An 18,899-nucleotide genomic window follows, 5' to 3' on the forward strand; every position below is an offset into this window, starting at 1 on the left:
GTTGAGTGATTAAACTCACTTTTCCTCGGGAGTTACGTTTACTAACTCCCTTCGATTTCAATTATGTATTCCAAGAATCTGTTCGAGCGGGTTCCCCATTCCTTACTTTAGTCGCACGAAAGAATACTTTAAACCATTGTCGTTTAGGTTTTGCTATAGCTAAAAAGCAGATCAAACGATCGCATGAACGTAATCGTATTAAGCGGTTAGCGAAAGAGTATTTTCGTCATCATCAACACCAGTTTCCTAATATTGATTTTATTTTAATGGCTAAATCGCCAGCGATAGAATTAGATAATCAAAAACTTGTTGCAACACTAGAGAAACTATGTCAACGAATCATCGAAAAACAAAGCGTCTAGATAAAATTGTATCAATTATAAAACAACACATTGTTGCATGTAAGATTCTGATAATTAATATTTTTATTTTTTTTATTCGTTTTTATCAGCGTATTATAAGCCCACTATTAGGCCCTAAATGCCGCTTTACGCCAACATGTTCACAATATGCAATAATTGCACTAAGACGCTTTGGAGTGATAAAAGGTGGTTGGCTAACGGTCAAACGTGTATTAAAATGTCACCCTTTACATGAAGGAGGAGAAGATCTTGTTCCTCCAAAAACTAAAACCAATAGAGAAAAACACTAATGGGATCTCAACGTAATATTTTAGTCATTGTTTTACTTTTTGTATCTTTTTTAATTTGGCGAGCATGGGAAGATGATCATGCACCTAAACCGCCGATTACGAATCAATTAACTCAGCAAGTAAGTGAAGAAGATTCCAATACAAATTTTGCATTAGGTAAGACAATTACTGTAAAATCTGATGTACTGTCACTAACTATTAATACCTATGGTGGTGATGTGCAGGCGGCTCAATTATTAAAATATGAGCAGACTTTACATTCAGGTACACCTTTCCAATTACTGACTTCACGACCTGATTTTATTTATATCGCTGAAAGTGGCTTAACGGGTAAAGATGGTCCAGACAATGCATCTCAAGGTTCAAAACGTCCGATATATCAAACTGAGCAAACAGAATATGTTTTAGCTGATGGACAAGATGAATTACGTGTACCACTTACTTATCAAGTCAATGGCGTAACTTATACTAAGTACTACATCTTACATCGCGGTAATTATGCTATCGATGTTCAATACGACATTAACAACCAAAGTGGTTCACCTGTTGAAGTTTCAATGTACGGTCAATTAAAACAAACTATAAAATTACCTGATGATGCAACAACTGAAGGTGGCGGCGGCTTAGGGTTAAGCGCGTTCCGTGGTACTGCTTACTCAAGCTCTAGTACCAACTATAGCAAATACAGTTTTGATGATATTAAAGATAAAGCATTAGCGGTCGAGACTCAAACAGGTTGGGTTGCAATGTTGCAACACTATTTTGCGTCAGCTTGGGTGCCGGCTCAAGATCAGAGCAATCTTTTTTATTCACGTGCTACAGCTAAAAATTCACAAGCAACAATTGGTTTTAAAGGACAATCGACGGTAATTCAAGCGGGTAGCTCTGAATCGATTGCAGCTAAATTATGGTTAGGTCCAGAGATTCAAAGTCAATTGAAACAAACAGCAAATCACTTAGATTTAGTTGTTGATTATGGTTGGTTATGGTTCTTATCACAACCACTATTTTATTTACTAAAATTTATCCATAGTTTTATTGGTAATTGGGGCTTTTCAATTATTGTTATCACCTTTATTGTACGTGGTATTTTATTCCCATTAACGCGTGCTCAATATCGTTCTATGGCAAAAATGAAGTTACTGCAACCTCGCTTACAAGCTTTAAAAGAGCGTTATGGTGATGATAGACAAAAAATGAGCATGGAAACCATGGCACTTTATAAGCAAGAAAAAGTCAATCCATTAGGCGGGTGTTTACCTTTAATTATCCAAATGCCGATTTTCTTGTCATTGTTCTATATGTTAGGTAATACTGTTGAACTGCGTCATGCACCGTTTGCACTTTGGATTTATGACTTATCTGCACAAGACCCATACTATATTTTACCGTTGTTAATGGGCGGAACTATGTTCTTGATTCAAAAAATGTCACCAACACCAGTGACTGATCCATTGCAACAAAAATTAATGACTTATATGCCATTAATCTTTACAGTATTCTTCTTATGGTTCCCGTCAGGTTTAGTTTTATACTATATCGTGAGTAACTTATTTACGATTGCTCAGCAACGTATAATTTACTGGGAACTTGAGAAAAAGGGACTTCACGAAAAGAAAAAGAAATAATATTAATTGTAAGGAGGGGTAAAACCCTCCTTTTTAATTGTTATTTTTGGTGTAATTGATATGAACATTCAGCAACAATTTAAGTTAACTGGTAACGAAAAAGGTTATTGGTTTGTGAGTAAAAATGGACGACTATGGTTACCTAATGGAGAGGTGCCAGTTGGTGGTGCAAATGATTTCTGTTTTAATGGTTTACTTGCCCAGCCGATAGGGGAATGGCAAGGACAAACGGCATGGTTAATTTGCCAAGAAATGAGCCATTCAATGAGTTCAATCAGACCATTGCTGGACAATAGTGATCAGTCATTATTTAACATGGCAGGTCGTGCTGTACAATTGTCCGAATTTTATCGTTCACATAAATTTTGTGGTTATTGTGGACATGAAATGTATATCAGTAAGACCGAATGGTGCTGCTTATGTTCAAATTGTAAAGAGCGCTATTACCCACAAATCTCACCCTCGATTATTGTCGCTATTCGCGATAAAAATAAAATTTTATTAGCTAAGCATGTCAGACATAATCAAGATAATTTATATACGGTATTAGCTGGCTTTACAGAAGTTGGTGAAACGATGGAAATGGCCGTTGAGCGTGAAGTATTTGAAGAATCACAAATCAAAATAAAGAATATTCGTTATGTCGGATCCCAACCTTGGCCTTTTCCTAATTCACTTATGATGGCTTATTTAGCTGATTATGAAAGTGGCGAGATCACCATTGATAAAAATGAACTTGTCGACGCTGCTTGGTATCACTATACCGAGTTACCTAAAATTCCGGAATATGGCACCATAGCTAGAAGGTTGATTGAAGATACTATTGTACTTTGCCGTGAATATGACGAATTTGGTGAAAATTAATCATATTCACGTTAATATCAATAGGCATATTGTCTATTGATATTCAATTGTTCTTGTTAAGTTAATGGTTTTGGATTCTTCACCTGATGTAACGCACACCGCTTTAGTCCAGTCGCTGTTTTCATTATAGTCAGAGTAAGTACATGTTTCAGTTAATTCAACTTCTTGTTGGTTCTTATCGTTAATAATGATGTCACCATTTGATGCTAATTTAAATGTTTTGGTAATCGTTTTTTCAAGTTGATTATTGGCGTTGTAAACGATGTCTTTTTCTTGCGCTAAAACAGGAAATCTTGTTTTGTTATCAACAGGTACATAGGCATTATACAACACGAGTTCGACACGATCGTTTTCATAAACAATTTTACTATTGAAAATAACGTTATTTTCGGCGAAATGTGATAGATTTGTTTCAATCAGATGCCCTTGTTCATCAAATTCAGAACTGGCAACAATATCGCCATCATTGTTTTTCATACCAAGAATATTTTTTTCTGAATCAAAAGTAATATCATATTCATTTTTGGTATTGTTCATGCCATAAATGTATTTAGCTGTATCATAATTGACTTCACCATTAAGACCTTCTAAATTGTAATTGGCCACATAACCTTGCGTATTATAGTTAATGATTTTATTGCTCTTTGCTGAACTTTGGATTTTTTGTTGTTTGAACAGTTTATTGTTGGGTAATAATTCTGGCTCAGTATGAAAAAGATAACTATTAATAATTGCGACCGTTAATTTTGGAGTAGATTGTTGTGATGGCTGGGTTGTTTGTTCATCTGAGTTTACCGTTGAAGGCGCATTGGATGTCGTTACAGTATTTGTGGTATCAGCAGATGTGTTTTTATCGGCATTACTTTTGCTATTGTTGTTAGTCTCAACACTTTTATTGGTTGTTGTGTCGGTTGTTGTGCCATTTTTTTTATCATCACAGCCTATTAATAATGAGGTGCCTAATAAACAAATGGAGATATAAGTTATGTAATTTTTCATATTATTGGCTCTATTTATGTTAATGTTTAAAAGATATTATTTTCTTTAGTTTCAATTGGTAATATTTCAAATCATCTATTCTTTTTAATGGCTTTGACACCAGATCGCCAGAGCATCACAGTTCCATTGTTTCATCATGGTGCACCATGTTGATCGCCAGCTCCTTATTGTGTTATCGGTTAATTTTAGTTTTTTCTCAAGTTGCGCGTTAGTTTCACCAGCAACAAGTAAATCGATAAATTGCAACCATAATTCGGGTTTAGGTAAACGATTTAATTTGGTGCCGTTTAAAATATTAAAACTATGTCGGCATCGCTTGCAACGATAACAAGTTCGATTGCCAACTTTGGTCGTATCGGTTGAACCACAGTGTATACACGTTGGGTTTTGTACATTGAGTAATGTTGTTATTTTTGCATTCACTACTTTATGTTGTTCAATCAAAACCGGATTTAGGCAGCTCTGTTGTTTTTTGGTATACCATTGATACAATGAGTGATAGTGCGATTTTAAATAATCAATCATTGCGTGATCACGTCGCATCACTTTCTCAATTGAACATCCCAAATTGTTAGCTATGGTATTATAGCTTTGATTTTGAATACGGTTAATAAAAATAATTTCTAGCCAATTAAAGGGCGTTAGCCGACTAAAAGGTGTATTGACTGCTACAGTAAAATATTTATAACACGCTTTACATCGATAAGTTGTGGTAGGTTTGGAGCGAATCAAATAAAATTCATTTTTGCCACAAAATGGACAAGCATCAATATGTTGAGATGTTATTTTTTCTAGATCGTGACGAAAAGCATTTAGCTCCTCATGCAATTCTAGTGGTATGAGTTCATCGATCATTGTTTACTCCCTTATCCCTTATCTACCTAAATATTATCAGATTTTTACATAAACATATAGCTTCCCTTAAACTTTTTTACATTATTTAATTTGCTGAAGTCACGAAAGTTATAAATAGCTTGAGCAAGTGATTAAAGAAATAAAATTAGCCTATGCATAGCATATTAGATTGGTAAGTAAATAAAAAGGTAGTATTGAGTATTGATAACGGTAAATTGCTTTAATTTAACCCATAAAACGGCAACTAAAATCGACATTAACATTTGAATATTAATAGTCGATTTTAGTTAATTTGAAAAATTATTGATGATTTAACCATTCTGCTACTTGTTTAGCAAAATAGGTTAATATGCCATCAGCACCTGCGCGTTTAAAGCAAAGTAACGATTCAATTATGGCCGCTCTTTCATCTAACCAGCCATTGTCAATAGCTGCTCTTAACATGGCATACTCTCCGGATACTTGATAAGCAAAAGTCGGTACGGCAAAATTGTCTTTTACTCTTCGTACAATATCAAGATAAGGCATACCGGGTTTTACCATAACCATATCAGCACCTTCACTAATATCTTGATAGATTTCTTGTAGTGCTTCATCACTATTTGCAGGATCAAGTTGATACGTTTTTTTATTGCCACCTTTGATATTTTTGGCAGAACCAACCGCATCGCGAAAAGGCCCGTAAAAGCTAGATGCATATTTGGCGGAATAGGCCATTATTTGTGTATTAACTAATTGCTGTTGTTCTAATGCATCACGTATAGCGCCGATACGCCCATCCATCATATCGCTTGGTGCTATAATATCCGCACCTGCTTGTGCCTGCATTAATGCCTGTTTAACTAAAGCTTCAACCGAGATGTCATTTTGTACATAACCTTGTTCATCAATGATGCCATCTTGACCATGAGTTGTATAAGGATCTAACGCGACATCTGTTAATATACCAAGTTCTGGTACTTCTTTCTTCAAAGCCCGTATCGCTCTTGGCACTAATCCATTTTCATTATAAGCTTCTTCTGCAAGTAAGGATTTTTGCGAAGGGTCAATGGCTGGAAAAAGTGAAACAACAGGAATACCTAATTTAGCAATTTCTTGCGCTTCTTTTAATAAGACGTCAATACTCATACGATTAACTTTAGGCATTGATGAAACGGGTTGTGTAATGTTTTTCCCTTCCATAATAAAAACAGGATAAATTAAATCGTTAACGGTCAGATGATTTTCAGCCACTAAACGTCGACTAAAATCCTGATAACGATTGCGACGTAAACGTCGTTGCGGATATTGACCAGTAAAATATAATGACATAACACTACCTAACTATCTTTGTAAAGAATTGCTTTATTATCGAACTGTGTTACGAGATTAGCAAATTAATTTGTTATGGCGTAATAATTCGATATTTTACTTTACAACATAGTTATATTAGAGGTAAAATTGCGCACTAATTTTTAGTCCTTTGTGATATTAAACAAATTTGAGGTGAGAGGCACATGCCAGTAATTAAAGTACGTGAAAATGAACCTTTCGATGTAGCTTTACGTCGTTTTAAACGTTCTTGTGAAAAAGCAGGAATTTTAGCTGAAGTTCGTAACCGCGAGTTTTATGAAAAACCGACGACAATTCGTAAACGCGCTAAAGCAGCAGCTGTTAAACGTCATGCTAAAAAATTAGAAAGAGAAAACGCTCGTCGCACTCGTCTATACTAATATTTATACAGAAAATTATAATTGATATAAAAATCAATTTTATCTATTTTTGATATAAAGAATTTTTAACAAGCCGTACCCATAGATACGGCTTGTTGTCTTTGTGTAATGCCAACATTGATATCGGTTGAATTTTTATCATGAAAGGTCTTATTCCTCGCGATTTTATTTTAGATTTGATTGCTCGCACCAATATTCTTGATGTGATCGGTAAACGCGTTAAAATGAAAAAGAAAGGAAATAACTACTTTGGTTGTTGCCCTTTCCATGATGAAAAAACAGCCTCTTTTTCACTCAGTGAAAAAAAACAGATTTACTATTGTTTTGGTTGCGGTGCATCTGGCTCTGTTGTTAATTTTTTAATGCAATATGATCGCTTATCGTTTCCTGAAGCGATAGAAGAGTTAGCCAGTATGCAAGGCGTTCGTGTTCCTTATACCGATACGGATAATAAGCAAGATGATCAAGCGAAACACATTGAATCACGTAATGTCCGTAAAGACCTGTATACACTGATGGCAAAAATCACTCATTTTTACCAACAACAGTTAGCATTACCTACCTCGATTGATGCACAACATTATCTTGAGCAACGAGGCCTAAATCATGAAATTATCGCGAGATATAAAATTGGCTATGCACCTAATGAATGGCGTTTAACTTCGCAAAATGTGGTTAAAAGCAATGCAGAGTCAACATTATATAATCAGGCCGGAATGTTAGTTACAAATGATAATGGCAACCAATATGATCGTTTTCGAGGTCGCATTATGTTTCCTATTCGTGATAGGCAAGGTAATGTGATTGCATTTGGTGGGCGAACGATCATTAATGATTCGGCGAAGTACATTAACTCACCCGAAACACCAATCTTTCATAAAGGTTTTCAACTCTATGGACTTTATGAAGCGCAAGAAGTGAACCGAAATCCTGAAAAACTTATCGTTGTTGAAGGATATATGGATGTGGTTTCGCTAGCACAATATGGCATAGATTATGCGGTAGCTGCGTTGGGTACTTCGACGTCGGAAGAGCATATCAAATTATTGTTTAGAGCAAGCGATTCGGTCATATTTTGTTATGATGGTGATAATGCCGGACGAAGTGCTGCTTGGCGGGCATTGAATGTTTTACTACCTTGTCTGATTGATGGTAAAAAGATTACTTTTGCTTTCTTACCACAAGATGAAGATCCCGATAGTTTTGTACGTAAAGTTGGCAAAGATGGATTTGAAGATTATCTGAAAACCGCGCCAACCTTATCTGAATTCTTATTTGATGAATTACTTAAACAAGTTGATTTGAAAACAGCAGAAGGGAAAGCAAAATTAAGTTCTTTAGCGATTCCTTTGTTAGATCAAATTAAAGCAAAAGCGTTTCGATTAAATTTATTGCAACAACTTGGGCGTTATTTGGGATTACTTGATGTATCTCAAATAGAGCAATTACTAGCGGCAAGCCGTCAAAAAAGTGAAGAGAAAGTAACCGAGATAGCGCCCGCATCTCAGATGAAATTAACAACTATGCGTATTTTAATTGGTTTATTGATTCAATATCCGAACCTTGCCAACCAAGTGACTGATATTGCAGTGATGCGCCAAGTTAAATTAGCTGGCATTGATATTTTTATTGAATTGCTTGAATTATGTCAGCGCTACCCAAATATAACTACTGCGCAAATATTGACTGAATGTATTAATAGACCGTTTTATAAGCAATTAAACCGGTTGGCGACATTTGAGTACCATTATCAAGATGAGGAAATAAGCTCAATTTTTTCTCATACTTTAAAAGAGTTGTATGATAATATACTCACCCAAAGACAAGATGAACTTATCGCAAAAGAAAGAGTCTCAGGCTTAAGTACTGCAGAGAAAAAAGAATTAGCGACGCTTATACTTGTTTTATCAAAAAAAGACTAAATATACTGGGTATAGGTAATATAAAACTTTTTAAGTTGCACCTATACAATATACATGACCGAATAACTAAATGTGGACACCTTTTATGGAGCAAAATTCTCAATCACAGTTAAAACTCCTGATCATCCGAGGTAAGGAGCTAGGATACTTGACCTATGCTGATGTCAACGATCACTTGCCAGAAGAAATTATTGATTCAGATCAGATTGAAGATATTATCCAAATGATTAATGACATGGGGATTCAAGTACTAGAAGAAGCCCCAGATTCTGATGAGTTATTACTTTCAGATAATGTCCCTGATGAAGAAGCGGTAGAAGCGGCGACAGCATTGGTATTATCAAATGTTGAGTCAGAAATAGGTCGAACAACTGATCCTGTGCGTATGTATATGCGTGAAATGGGTGCGGTTGAACTATTAACTCGCGAAGGCGAAATTGACATAGCAAAACGCATTGAAGATGGGATTAACCAAGTTCAAACTTCGGTATCAGAATACCCAGAAGCTATCACTTATCTTTTAGAACAATATAATCTAATTGAAAGTGGTGAAGTTCGTTTATCTGACCTCATCACTGGTTTTGTCGATCCTAATGCTGAAGAGTCAACAGAAGAGTTACCTGAAGAACTTGAAGACAGTGAAGCAGAAATCGACCTTGATGATAGCGATGATGAAAACGAAGAAGAGGGAGACTCTTCGGCCGATGATGATGCGTCTATCGATCCTGAAGTTGCTAGGGCTAAATTTGCTGAATTAAAAGAACAGCATGATAAAACATCTGAAGCTATCAAAAAGTATGGCCGTGCGCATAAAAAAGCACAACAAGAGATCGAAAATCTATCTGAAATTTTTAAACAATTCCGTTTAGTTGGCAAGCAATTTGATATTCTTGTTAACAATATGAGAAGTATGATGGATCGTGTCAGAGCGCATGAACGTGCGATTATGAAGATCTGTGTTGAGCAATGCAAAATGCCGAAAAAGCAATTTATGACGCATTTTACTGGCAATGAAAATAATATGAGCTGGTTCAATAAGGCATTAACTGCTAAAGGCGCTTTTGCAGCAAGTTTAAAAGAGTTTGAAGAGCCAATCCAAGCTGAAATTAACTTATTACAGCAAATCGAAATTGAAACCAATCTTTCGATAGAGCAAATTAAAGATATTAATAGACGAATGTCGATTGGTGAAGCTAAAGCTCGTCGTGCTAAAAAAGAGATGGTTGAAGCCAATTTACGTTTGGTAATTTCTATCGCGAAAAAATATACCAATCGTGGATTACAATTCTTAGATCTTATTCAGGAAGGTAATATTGGTTTGATGAAGGCAGTTGATAAATTCGAATATCGACGCGGTTATAAATTTTCAACCTATGCAACATGGTGGATTAGACAAGCGATTACCCGTTCAATTGCTGATCAGGCAAGAACAATTCGTATTCCGGTTCATATGATTGAAACTATTAATAAATTGAACCGTATTTCACGTCAAATGTTACAAGAAATAGGGCGTGAACCAACACCGGAAGAGTTATCAGAGCGCATGCAAATGCCAGAAGATAAAATCCGTAAAGTACTTAAGATTGCTAAAGAACCAATTTCGATGGAAACACCAGTTGGTGATGATGAAGATTCACATTTAGGTGACTTTATCGAGGATACTGCACTTGAGCAACCATTGGATGCGGCAACTTCTGAAAGTTTACGTAGCGCAACACGTGATATTTTATCTGGATTAACACCTAGAGAAGCAAAAGTATTACGTATGCGATTTGGTATTGATATGAATACCGATCATACGCTTGAAGAAGTTGGTAAACAATTTGATGTAACACGTGAACGTATTCGTCAAATTGAAGCTAAAGCTTTACGTAAACTACGTCACCCTAGTCGCTCTGACGTACTTCGTAGCTTCTTAGAATAATTATTTTTACCCATTTATATCGCCACTTTTGTGGCGATTTTTTTTGACTTATTATGCTTAACGTTATGAATATACTACAGCGTTTTAAAATTGATCCTTTTTTGCTAACACTGATTTGTGTTGTTATTACGGCTAGCTTTTTTCCTTGTGAAGGGCAAACAAAAGTTGTGTTTCAATACCTGACCACATTTGCAATTGGTTTGCTTTTTTTTATGCATGGCGCAAAACTTTCATTAGATGCCATCATAACTGGCATAAAAAATTGGCGTTTACATCTATTCATTTTTAGTACCACTTTTATCATTTTTCCTATACTCGGAATAATGATGCAATTTTTAGTTCCCACTTTTTTATCGCAAGAACTTTATCTAGGATTTGTTTACCTTTGTGTATTACCTGCAACGGTTCAATCTGCAATTGCGTTTACTTCAATAGCAAGAGGCAATGTTGCTGCTGCCATTTGTAGTGCATCGGCATCGACATTATTGGGTGTGTTTATTACTCCACTATTAGTCGGTTTATTGATGAATACACAATCATCAGGCTCTATGAATATGCTTGATGCAATTTCATCTATTATGTTAAAGCTAATGTTACCTTTTATTCTTGGTCATTTATCTAGACGCTTTATTGGTAAGTGGGTAGATAAGTATAAAAGTGTCATTTCTAAAACAGATCGTATTTCGATTTTATTGGTGGTGTATGTTGCTTTCAGTGATGCGGTGGCAAATGGTATTTGGTCTGAAATTAGCTTACTATCACTTGTACAAATTATTTTCTATTCAATTGCGTTATTAACAATTGTATTACTTATTACCACGTATGGTTCGCGGTTGCTTGGTTTTAATAAAGAAGATGAAATCACCATTGTGTTTTGTGGTTCGAAAAAAAGTCTAGCAAGTGGTATTCCTATGGCAAGCGTTATCTTTCCTATTTCAGTCATGGGGATAATGATTTTACCATTAATGATTTTCCATCAAGTTCAATTAATGATTTGTGCGGTATTAGCTGCCCGCTATGCCAAACGAAAAATATAAAAATTGTTTTGCTCATTGCTTAATTCTCAAGGATAATAGAAGCGCTATTAACAACAGAAAGATATATTATGTTACATCTATTTGCTGATTTAGAATTTTCCACTATTGTATTATTAGTTTTGGCGCTATTTTTTGTGCTTTTTTATGAAGCAATTAATGGCTTTCATGATACAGCTAATGCGGTTGCAACAGTAATTTATACTAGAGCATTAAAAGAGCAACTTGCCGTTTTTATGGCAGGTATGTTTAATTTTTTTGGTGTTTTGCTCGGCGGTCTTAGTGTTGCTTATGCTATAGTCCACCTATTACCAACTGATTTATTGCTTAATGTAAGTTCATTACATGGGCTTGCGATGGTGTTTTCTATTCTGTTTGCCGCTATCCTTTGGAATTTAGGTACCTGGTATGTCGGTCTTCCTGCATCGAGTTCACATACATTGATTGGCTCAATTATTGGTGTGGCAATTGCAAATGCATTTATTATGGATACCTCAATTATTGATGCATTAAATATTCCGAAAATGCTGCAAATCTTCTTGTCTTTAATTATTTCTCCTGTTGTTGGGCTTGTGCTTGCAGGATTAATGATTTTTTTACTGCGAAAGTATTGGACTCGTAAAAGCCAAAGTAAAAAAAGCAGTAAAAAACGAGAACGTATCTTTATGACACCAGAACAACGTGAAAAACTTTATGGTAAGAAAAAACCTCCATTCTGGATCCGCATAATGCTTATTATCTCTGCCGCTGGTGTGAGTTTTTCACATGGTGCTAACGATGGTCAAAAAGGTATTGGTTTATTAATGCTGGTATTAATGGGCATTGCTCCTGCTGGTTTTATCGTTAATATGGGCGCATCCACTTATGAAATTACCAATACCCGTAATGCGATTCATAATATTCAAGAGTACTTTGTTACACATAATGATGATCTGATGAATGTTATTGGTAAACAACCCGCTTTAGATACCAGTATCCCTGAAGGCGATCTCAATAAATATCATTGTGATTATTCGCGTTCATTTATCACTTTAGGCATTGCAAATAATTTATTTAATAAAATTAATGATTATGAATCCTTAACCGTCGAACAACGTTCACAAACCCGACGTATATTATTATGCTTATCTGATACGGTTTCGCACGTGGCTAAACAACCAAATGTCTCTTCACAAGATAAACAGTATTTAAAATCATTAAATGATGATTTACTTAAAACTATTGAATACGCGCCAATTTGGATAATTATTGCAGTGGCTTTAGCATTAGCGGTTGGAACAATGATTGGTTGGCGACGTGTGGCTATTACTATTGGTGAAAAAATTGGTAAAAAAGGCATGACTTATGCACAAGGCGTATCGGCACAAATTACTACAGCATTATCTATTGGTATTGCGAGTTATACCGGTATGCCAGTATCAACTACTCAAGTGCTTTCCTCATCTGTTGCAGGTACAATGATCGTTGATGGTGGTGGTGTGCAAAGTAAAACAATTAAAAATATTGCATTAACTTGGATATTAACACTACCAATATCGATTTTGTTATCTGGCTCACTTTTTTGGCTTGCTCAAAAATTAATTTAGTAGTAAAAATAGAGTACTGATTTTAACTTAACTAGGACGTTAACAATAAAAAGGAGTAAAGTATCATGGCTTATAAACATATATTAGTCGCAGTTGACTTATCACCTGAAAGTGAGGTTCTTGTCGAAAAAGCAGTCTCTATGGCTAGACCATATAATGCTCAAGTATCCTTAATTCATGTTGGTATTAACTATTCAGATCTTTACACTGGTTTAGTTGATATCAATATGAATGATATGAAAGATCGTATTACTGAAGATGCGCATCTTGCATTGAATAAACTAGCTGATGATGCTGGATACCCGATTGCACATACTCTTTCTGGAAATGGCGAGTTTGGTCAAGTCTTAATTGAAGCTATTCATGAATATGGTATTGATTTGGTGGTTTGTGGTCACCATCAAGACTTTTGGAGCAAGTTAATGTCTTCTGCTCGTCAACTTATCAACAATACCCATATTGATACATTGATAGTTCCTTTAAAAGATGAAGAGCCTTCTGAAGAGACAGCCAAATGAACAGCTAAATATCAACCCGCTTAACTAGCGGGTTTTTTATATTTTAGCAATCCTTTTATTTCAACAAATTATATAAAAATATGGCTTAATCTAGTTATTTAATTGCCACTTTTTGCCTATTCATTTAATTATTTAAAGAATATACTCAGATCCAATATTTAGAATATAAGGAGATTGATTATGAATATCGCATTAGTTACTGGTGCTTCTTCTGGGTTTGGTCAGGCTATTTGTCGTAAATTGATTGACGATGGTTATAAAGTCATTGGTGTGGCAAGGCGCGCAGATAAATTACAAAAGTTAGCAGAAGAATTAGGTGCTAATTTTTGTGCATTGCCTTTAGATGTCACTAAAAAAGATGCCGTAGAATCAATATTGTTACAATTGCCTAAAGAATTTCAACCTATCGATATTTTAATAAACAATGCCGGATTAGCCTTGGGATTAGAACCCGCTTACCAAGCTAATTATGAAGATTGGGAAACTATGGTTCAAACTAACATAGTTGGCTTAATTCATCTGACTCACCATCTTTTACCTGGCATGGTTGAACGAAACTTTGGTTACATAATTAATCTTGGCTCTGTCGCAGGGACTTATGCTTACAAAGGTGGAAATGTATATGGCGCAACAAAAGCCTTTGTTAAACAGTTTAGCGCTAATTTACGTACAGATTTGTTAGGTAAAAAAATTAGAGTCACAAATATAGAACCTGGACTATGTGGCGGTACTGAATTTTCTAATGTCAGATTTCATGGCAATGATGAACAAGCAGCCGCTGTGTATGAAGGGGTTGACTATATAACACCTGATGATATTGCTAACACTGTTTCATGGCTGGTTAACACGCCAACACATTTTAATGTCAATGCACTCGAAATTATGCCAGTTGCTCAAGCTTCTGCTGGATTAGCCGTTTATAAAGAAACCAAATAGATAATTGACGTCGATATTAGATAAACAATATCGACGCGGTTTAATGTTAAAAAAATAGATATGGTTAACAAAATAGACTTGCACTTCTGTCAATGGATTGCTATCCTTTTCCCTTGTAATTTTGATTGAGGTTAATGGTAATGACATTTACTGAAGTAACGAAAACATTTGCGACAAGCTTGCCAGGTACAGATAGTTATGTAAAACTGCGTAAAGCTATGCGTACATTAATTCAAGAAGATCCAAATAATGCTTCAGTTTATTTTTTGATCTTTGGTTTTGCGCGTACTTATGTCATGTTATATGAAGATCAGGAAGTCTCACCAAAATTTGCCGAAGAGAATCAAAAGGTTATGCTATCTTATCTTAATATTCTTGATGAAGCGTTAAAAAAACAAGACGCTAAAACTCTTTATCAAGCTTTAAATAAGGTAGTTAATGAGTACGAAAATAGCAAAAAAGTATTTTAAATAACAGCCTGACATGAAAGTGTCGGGCTGTTTTGTTTAGAGTAAAAACTAATTAGGAAAAATGATGACAATGTTAATGATCATTTCAGGCATTATTGGCACCTTAGGCACTATTATTCACTATAGGGCGGGTTGATTTTTCCTTAAAAAAATATAAAAAACCCGCTGAAATAAGCGGGTTTTTAGTTTATATAAAACATGTTCAAGAGCCTTAAAAATAGGAATTTGAAAAAAATAATATAGTTCAAATTGATACGCCTGTTTTCAAAAACTATTCATTAGTTCAGGTAAACGGGTATTTTGAATTTTAATTGGCATAAATTAGGATAATAAGTAAAGGTGTGATATGAAAGTTTTGAAATTTGGCGGGACCTCTGTCGCTAACGCAGAACGTTTTTTGCGAGTTGCAGAAATTATTGAAAATAATGCTAAGCAAGAACAAACTGCAACAGTTTTATCTGCACCAGCTAAGATTACTAATCATCTGGTTGCGATGGTTGAAAAAACCGTAGCAGGGCAAGATATACAAAATAATATTTATGATGCTGAAAAAATATTTGCTGATCTATTAGCCGGTATCGCAAAAGAACAACCTAATTTTGCCTACGATAAAATGAAAAGTTTTGCTTTAGATGAATTAAATAATATAAAGCAATTATTAGAAGGCATTCGTTTATTAGGGCAATGTCCCGACAGCATTAACGCTTCAATTATTTGCCGAGGTGAAAAACTATCGATTGCTATCATGCAAGAGTTGCTCAAGGCAAAAGGGCACTTAGTCACGGTAATTAATCCTGTTGCAATGCTAATTGCCGAAGGCGGTTATCTAGAATCAACTGTTGATATAGCAGAATCCTCACATCGCATTAGTGAAATGCATATTCCACAAGATCATATTATTTTAATGCCAGGTTTTACCGCTGGAAATGATAAAGGTGAACTTGTTGTGCTTGGCCGTAATGGTTCAGATTATTCCGCATCGGTATTAGCCGCCTGTTTGCGCGCAAGTTGTTGTGAAATTTGGACCGATGTAGATGGTGTCTATACCTGTGATCCGCGAATTGTACCAGATGCTAAATTGCTTAAAACCATGTCTTATCAAGAAGCGATGGAACTGTCTTATTTTGGTGCCAAAGTGCTTCACCCTAGAACTATTTTACCGATTGCGCAATTCCAAATCCCATGTTTAATTAAAAATACCAATAACCCAGATGCACCCGGCACGCTCATTGGTGCAAATGTTGTTGATTCAACAACCCCAGTAAAAGGCATCACTAACCTAAATAATATGGCGATGATCAACGTATCAGGTCCAGGCTTAAAAGGTATGGTTGGTATGTCCGCGCGTGTTTTTTCAGCTATGTCTTACGCGGGTATTTCTGTTGTTCTCATTACTCAATCTTCCTCAGAATATAGTATTAGCTTTTGTGTACCACAAGCAGAGCTCTATCGAGCAGAAGAAGCATTAGGTGATGAATTTTATTTAGAATTAAAAGATGGATTATTAGAACCAATTGAAGTCATTGAAAAACTAGCGATTATTTCAGTTGTGGGTGATGGAATGCGCACTTTACGCGGACTTTCTGCTAATTTCTTTACAGCATTGGCTCGCGCCAATATTAATATTGTTGCCATTGCCCAAGGTTCATCCGAACGCTCAATTTCGGTTGTAGTCGATAATGATGTTGCAGTGATGGGCGTAAGAGTTACTCATCAAATGTTATTTGGTACCGATAAAATGCTAGATGTTTTTGTAATTGGTGTTGGCGGTGTTGGCGGTGCGCTTATTGATCAAATTGAGCGACAACAAAAATGGCTCAAAAATAAGCAAGTTGATCTGCATGTTTGCGGGCTATTTAACTCTAAGCACAGCGTACTTAATCGAGATGGTATCAATCTGACAAATTGGCGAGAGCAAATAAAACAGAGCGAAACAAGCTATACTTTAGATAGTATAATTGAATTTGCTAAGAATAACCGATTACTCAATCCAATTTTAGTTGATTGTACATCAAGTAGTGAGGTTTCTGATAAATATGCTGACTTTTTAGCTAATGGATTCCATGTCGTTACACCAAATAAAAAGGCTAATACCAGTTCAATGGCTTACTATTTACGTTTACGCCAAGAAGCCGCTAAAAGTAAACGTAAATTCCAATATGATACCAATGTTGGGGCAGGACTACCTGTTATTGAAAATTTACAAAATCTACTTAATGCCGGCGATGAGCTAATTAGATTTTCAGGCATATTGTCTGGTTCATTATCCTTTATTTTTGGTAAGCTTGATGAGGGTATGTCACTATCTGAAGCAACAAAACTTGCTAAAGAAAAAGGTTTTACTGAACCCGATCCTCGTGATGATTTATCAGGTACCGATGTAGCAAGAAAATTATTGATTTTAGCCCGAGAAGCGGGTTTGCAGCTTGAGCTTGATCAAATTAATGTTGAATCTGTTTTACCAGAACAATATGCACAAGGTAATGTGGATGAATTTATGGCTAAATTACCGCAACTTGATGCTGAGTTTAAATTAAAAGCTGAGCAAGCAGCTAAACAAGGCAAAGTATTACGTTATGTTGGTAGTATCGAAAATAATCAATGTAGCGTTAAAATCGAAGCTGTTGATAGTGATGATCCACTTTACAAAGTTAAAAATGGCGAGAATGCATTGGCATTTTATACCCGTTATTATCAACCTATTCCACTGGTATTACGGGGTTATGGTGCAGGCAATGATGTAACCGCAGCCGGTGTCTTTGCTGATATTTTACGTACGACATCAGGCAAGATTGGAGGTTAAATGAAACAGCAATCTTTAACGGTTTATGCCCCTGCATCAATGGCAAATATCAGTGTAGGTTTTGATATTTTAGGCGCGGCAATTCACCCAATTAGTGGGGCGATGCTAGGTGATTGTATTACTGTTGCGCCCGCTGAGGAATTTACCCTTACCAGTAAAGGGCAATTTGTAAAAAAATTACCGCGTGATCCAAAATACAATATCGTTTATCAATGTTGGCAACGATTTTGCCAAGCTATGGGTAAAACGTTACCGGTGCATATGACCCTTGAAAAGAATATGCCAATTGGTTCCGGTTTAGGTTCTAGTGCTTGTTCTGTAGTTGGCGCTTTTGTTGCTTTAAATGAATTTTTTGATAAACCATTTAACGAGTTTCAAATGTTGTCAATGATGGGTGAACTTGAAGGTCGAATTTCAGGTAGTGTACATTATGATAATGTAGCGCCTTGTTATTTGGGTGGTTTACAACTTATTATTGATGAAATTGGGACAATCAGTGAGTCGATTCCGCACTTTAACGATTGGTACTGGGTAATGGCTTACCCAGGGATTAAAGTGTCGACAGCTGAAGCTCGTGCGATTTTACCTGCTCAATATCAAAAAGCTGACTGTGTTGCGCATGGTCGCTATGTAGGTGGATTTTTGCATGCTTGTTATACTCAGCAACCAAAATTAGCGGCGGCAATGTTGGTTGATAATATTGCTGAACCTTATCGTAAACAGTTACTACCTAACTTTGATCAGACGCAAAAACGTGTTAAACAGCTTGGTGCGTTAGCATCGGGTATTTCGGGATCGGGTCCAACAATGTTTGTCATTGCTGATAAACTTGAAATTGCTCAGCAAATTGAAGCATTACTCAAAAGTGATTATTTACAAAATGATGAAGGTTTTACACATATCTGTAAAATAGATACACAAGGTGCAAGAGTTATTTAAAATCCTATAAAAAGCGTAATTGAAAAAATTACTTTTTTTTCATTGATAGATAATAAA

At 35.6% G+C, this 18,899-nt stretch carries 17 protein-coding genes; 14 read left to right on the forward strand and 3 right to left on the reverse strand.

Going from position 1 to position 18,899, the window contains the following annotated elements; all coding sequences use genetic code 11:
* The first annotated feature begins 5 nt into the window (after window positions 1–5).
* The 4 genes from rnpA to nudC are packed head-to-tail and all read left to right on the forward strand — an operon-like array spanning window position 6 to window position 3,144.
* Window positions 6–362, forward strand: coding sequence for a ribonuclease P protein component (gene rnpA / locus A9G03_RS03260; protein ID WP_065633913.1), 357 nt, complete (start codon window positions 6–8; stop codon window positions 360–362).
* Window positions 329–652, forward strand: coding sequence for a membrane protein insertion efficiency factor YidD (gene yidD / locus A9G03_RS03265; RefSeq protein ID WP_081297491.1), 324 nt, complete (start codon window positions 329–331; stop codon window positions 650–652). The genes rnpA and yidD overlap by 34 nt, the downstream gene beginning before the upstream one ends.
* Window positions 652–2,280 carry a membrane protein insertase YidC gene (yidC, locus tag A9G03_RS03270; protein ID WP_065633912.1) on the forward strand — a complete coding sequence of 543 codons (1,629 nt, stop codon included), beginning with the start codon at window positions 652–654 and terminating at the stop codon, window positions 2,278–2,280. The genes yidD and yidC overlap by 1 nt, the downstream gene beginning before the upstream one ends.
* Before the next feature lie 60 nt (window positions 2,281–2,340).
* Window positions 2,341–3,144: an NAD(+) diphosphatase gene (nudC, locus tag A9G03_RS03275; protein ID WP_065798405.1), complete on the forward strand. Its 804-nt coding sequence runs from the start codon at window positions 2,341–2,343 to the stop codon at window positions 3,142–3,144.
* A gap of 33 nt (window positions 3,145–3,177) precedes the next feature.
* Here the strand turns inward: nudC and A9G03_RS03280 are convergent, their stop codons facing one another.
* The 3 genes from A9G03_RS03280 to hemB form a co-directional block, all read right to left on the reverse strand.
* On the reverse strand, window positions 3,178–4,143 hold the full coding sequence (locus A9G03_RS03280; protein ID WP_065798406.1) for a hypothetical protein: 966 nt from the start codon (window positions 4,141–4,143) through the stop codon (window positions 3,178–3,180).
* An 84-nt stretch (window positions 4,144–4,227) separates the two neighbouring features.
* Window positions 4,228–4,998 (reverse strand): hypothetical protein, encoded by a 771-nt coding sequence (locus tag A9G03_RS03285; protein ID WP_065798407.1) that lies wholly within the window; start codon window positions 4,996–4,998, stop codon window positions 4,228–4,230.
* 300 nt (window positions 4,999–5,298) lie between these two features.
* The gene (gene hemB, locus A9G03_RS03290) at window positions 5,299–6,309 is read right to left on the reverse strand and encodes a porphobilinogen synthase (RefSeq protein ID WP_065798408.1); all 1,011 of its coding nucleotides are present in this window, start codon (window positions 6,307–6,309) and stop codon (window positions 5,299–5,301) included.
* Window positions 6,310–6,494: 185 nt separating this feature from the next.
* On the opposite strand from hemB, the gene rpsU reads away from it, so the two are divergent.
* The 10 genes from rpsU to thrB all read left to right on the forward strand — a co-directional run bounded on the left by rpsU (window position 6,495) and on the right by thrB (window position 18,842).
* A complete protein-coding gene (rpsU, locus tag A9G03_RS03295) occupies window positions 6,495–6,710 on the forward strand; it encodes a 30S ribosomal protein S21 (RefSeq protein WP_024495180.1) in 216 nt (71 codons plus the stop codon).
* 140 nt (window positions 6,711–6,850) lie between these two features.
* Complete coding sequence (gene dnaG, locus A9G03_RS03300; protein ID WP_065633907.1) at window positions 6,851–8,632, forward strand: DNA primase; 1,782 nt, start codon at window positions 6,851–6,853, stop codon at window positions 8,630–8,632.
* Between the two features lie 85 nt (window positions 8,633–8,717).
* Window positions 8,718–10,556, forward strand: coding sequence for an RNA polymerase sigma factor RpoD (gene rpoD, locus A9G03_RS03305; protein WP_065798409.1), 1,839 nt, complete (start codon window positions 8,718–8,720; stop codon window positions 10,554–10,556).
* A 65-nt stretch (window positions 10,557–10,621) separates the two neighbouring features.
* A complete protein-coding gene (locus tag A9G03_RS03310) occupies window positions 10,622–11,593 on the forward strand; it encodes a bile acid:sodium symporter family protein (protein WP_065633905.1) in 972 nt (323 codons plus the stop codon).
* Window positions 11,594–11,661: 68 nt separating this feature from the next.
* A complete protein-coding gene (gene pitA, locus A9G03_RS03315; protein WP_065633904.1) occupies window positions 11,662–13,176 on the forward strand; it encodes an inorganic phosphate transporter PitA in 1,515 nt (504 codons plus the stop codon).
* Between the two features lie 65 nt (window positions 13,177–13,241).
* A complete protein-coding gene (uspA, locus tag A9G03_RS03320) occupies window positions 13,242–13,694 on the forward strand; it encodes a universal stress protein UspA (RefSeq protein ID WP_065633903.1) in 453 nt (150 codons plus the stop codon).
* Between the two features lie 180 nt (window positions 13,695–13,874).
* Complete coding sequence (locus A9G03_RS03325; RefSeq protein ID WP_065633902.1) at window positions 13,875–14,630, forward strand: SDR family oxidoreductase; 756 nt, start codon at window positions 13,875–13,877, stop codon at window positions 14,628–14,630.
* Window positions 14,631–14,770: 140 nt separating this feature from the next.
* Complete coding sequence (locus A9G03_RS03330) at window positions 14,771–15,100, forward strand: hypothetical protein (protein ID WP_065633901.1); 330 nt, start codon at window positions 14,771–14,773, stop codon at window positions 15,098–15,100.
* 346 nt (window positions 15,101–15,446) lie between these two features.
* Window positions 15,447–17,903, forward strand: a complete 2,457-nt coding sequence (gene thrA, locus A9G03_RS03335) for a bifunctional aspartate kinase/homoserine dehydrogenase I (RefSeq protein ID WP_065633900.1) — start codon at window positions 15,447–15,449, stop codon at window positions 17,901–17,903.
* Window positions 17,904–18,842, forward strand: a complete 939-nt coding sequence (thrB, locus tag A9G03_RS03340) for a homoserine kinase (RefSeq protein ID WP_065633899.1) — start codon at window positions 17,904–17,906, stop codon at window positions 18,840–18,842.
* Window positions 18,843–18,899: the final 57 nt, after the last annotated feature.

Origin of the sequence: Gilliamella sp. wkB171, assembly GCF_001693755.1 — a bacterium.
Classification (GTDB): Bacteria; Pseudomonadota; Gammaproteobacteria; order Enterobacterales; family Orbaceae; genus Gilliamella; species Gilliamella apicola_F.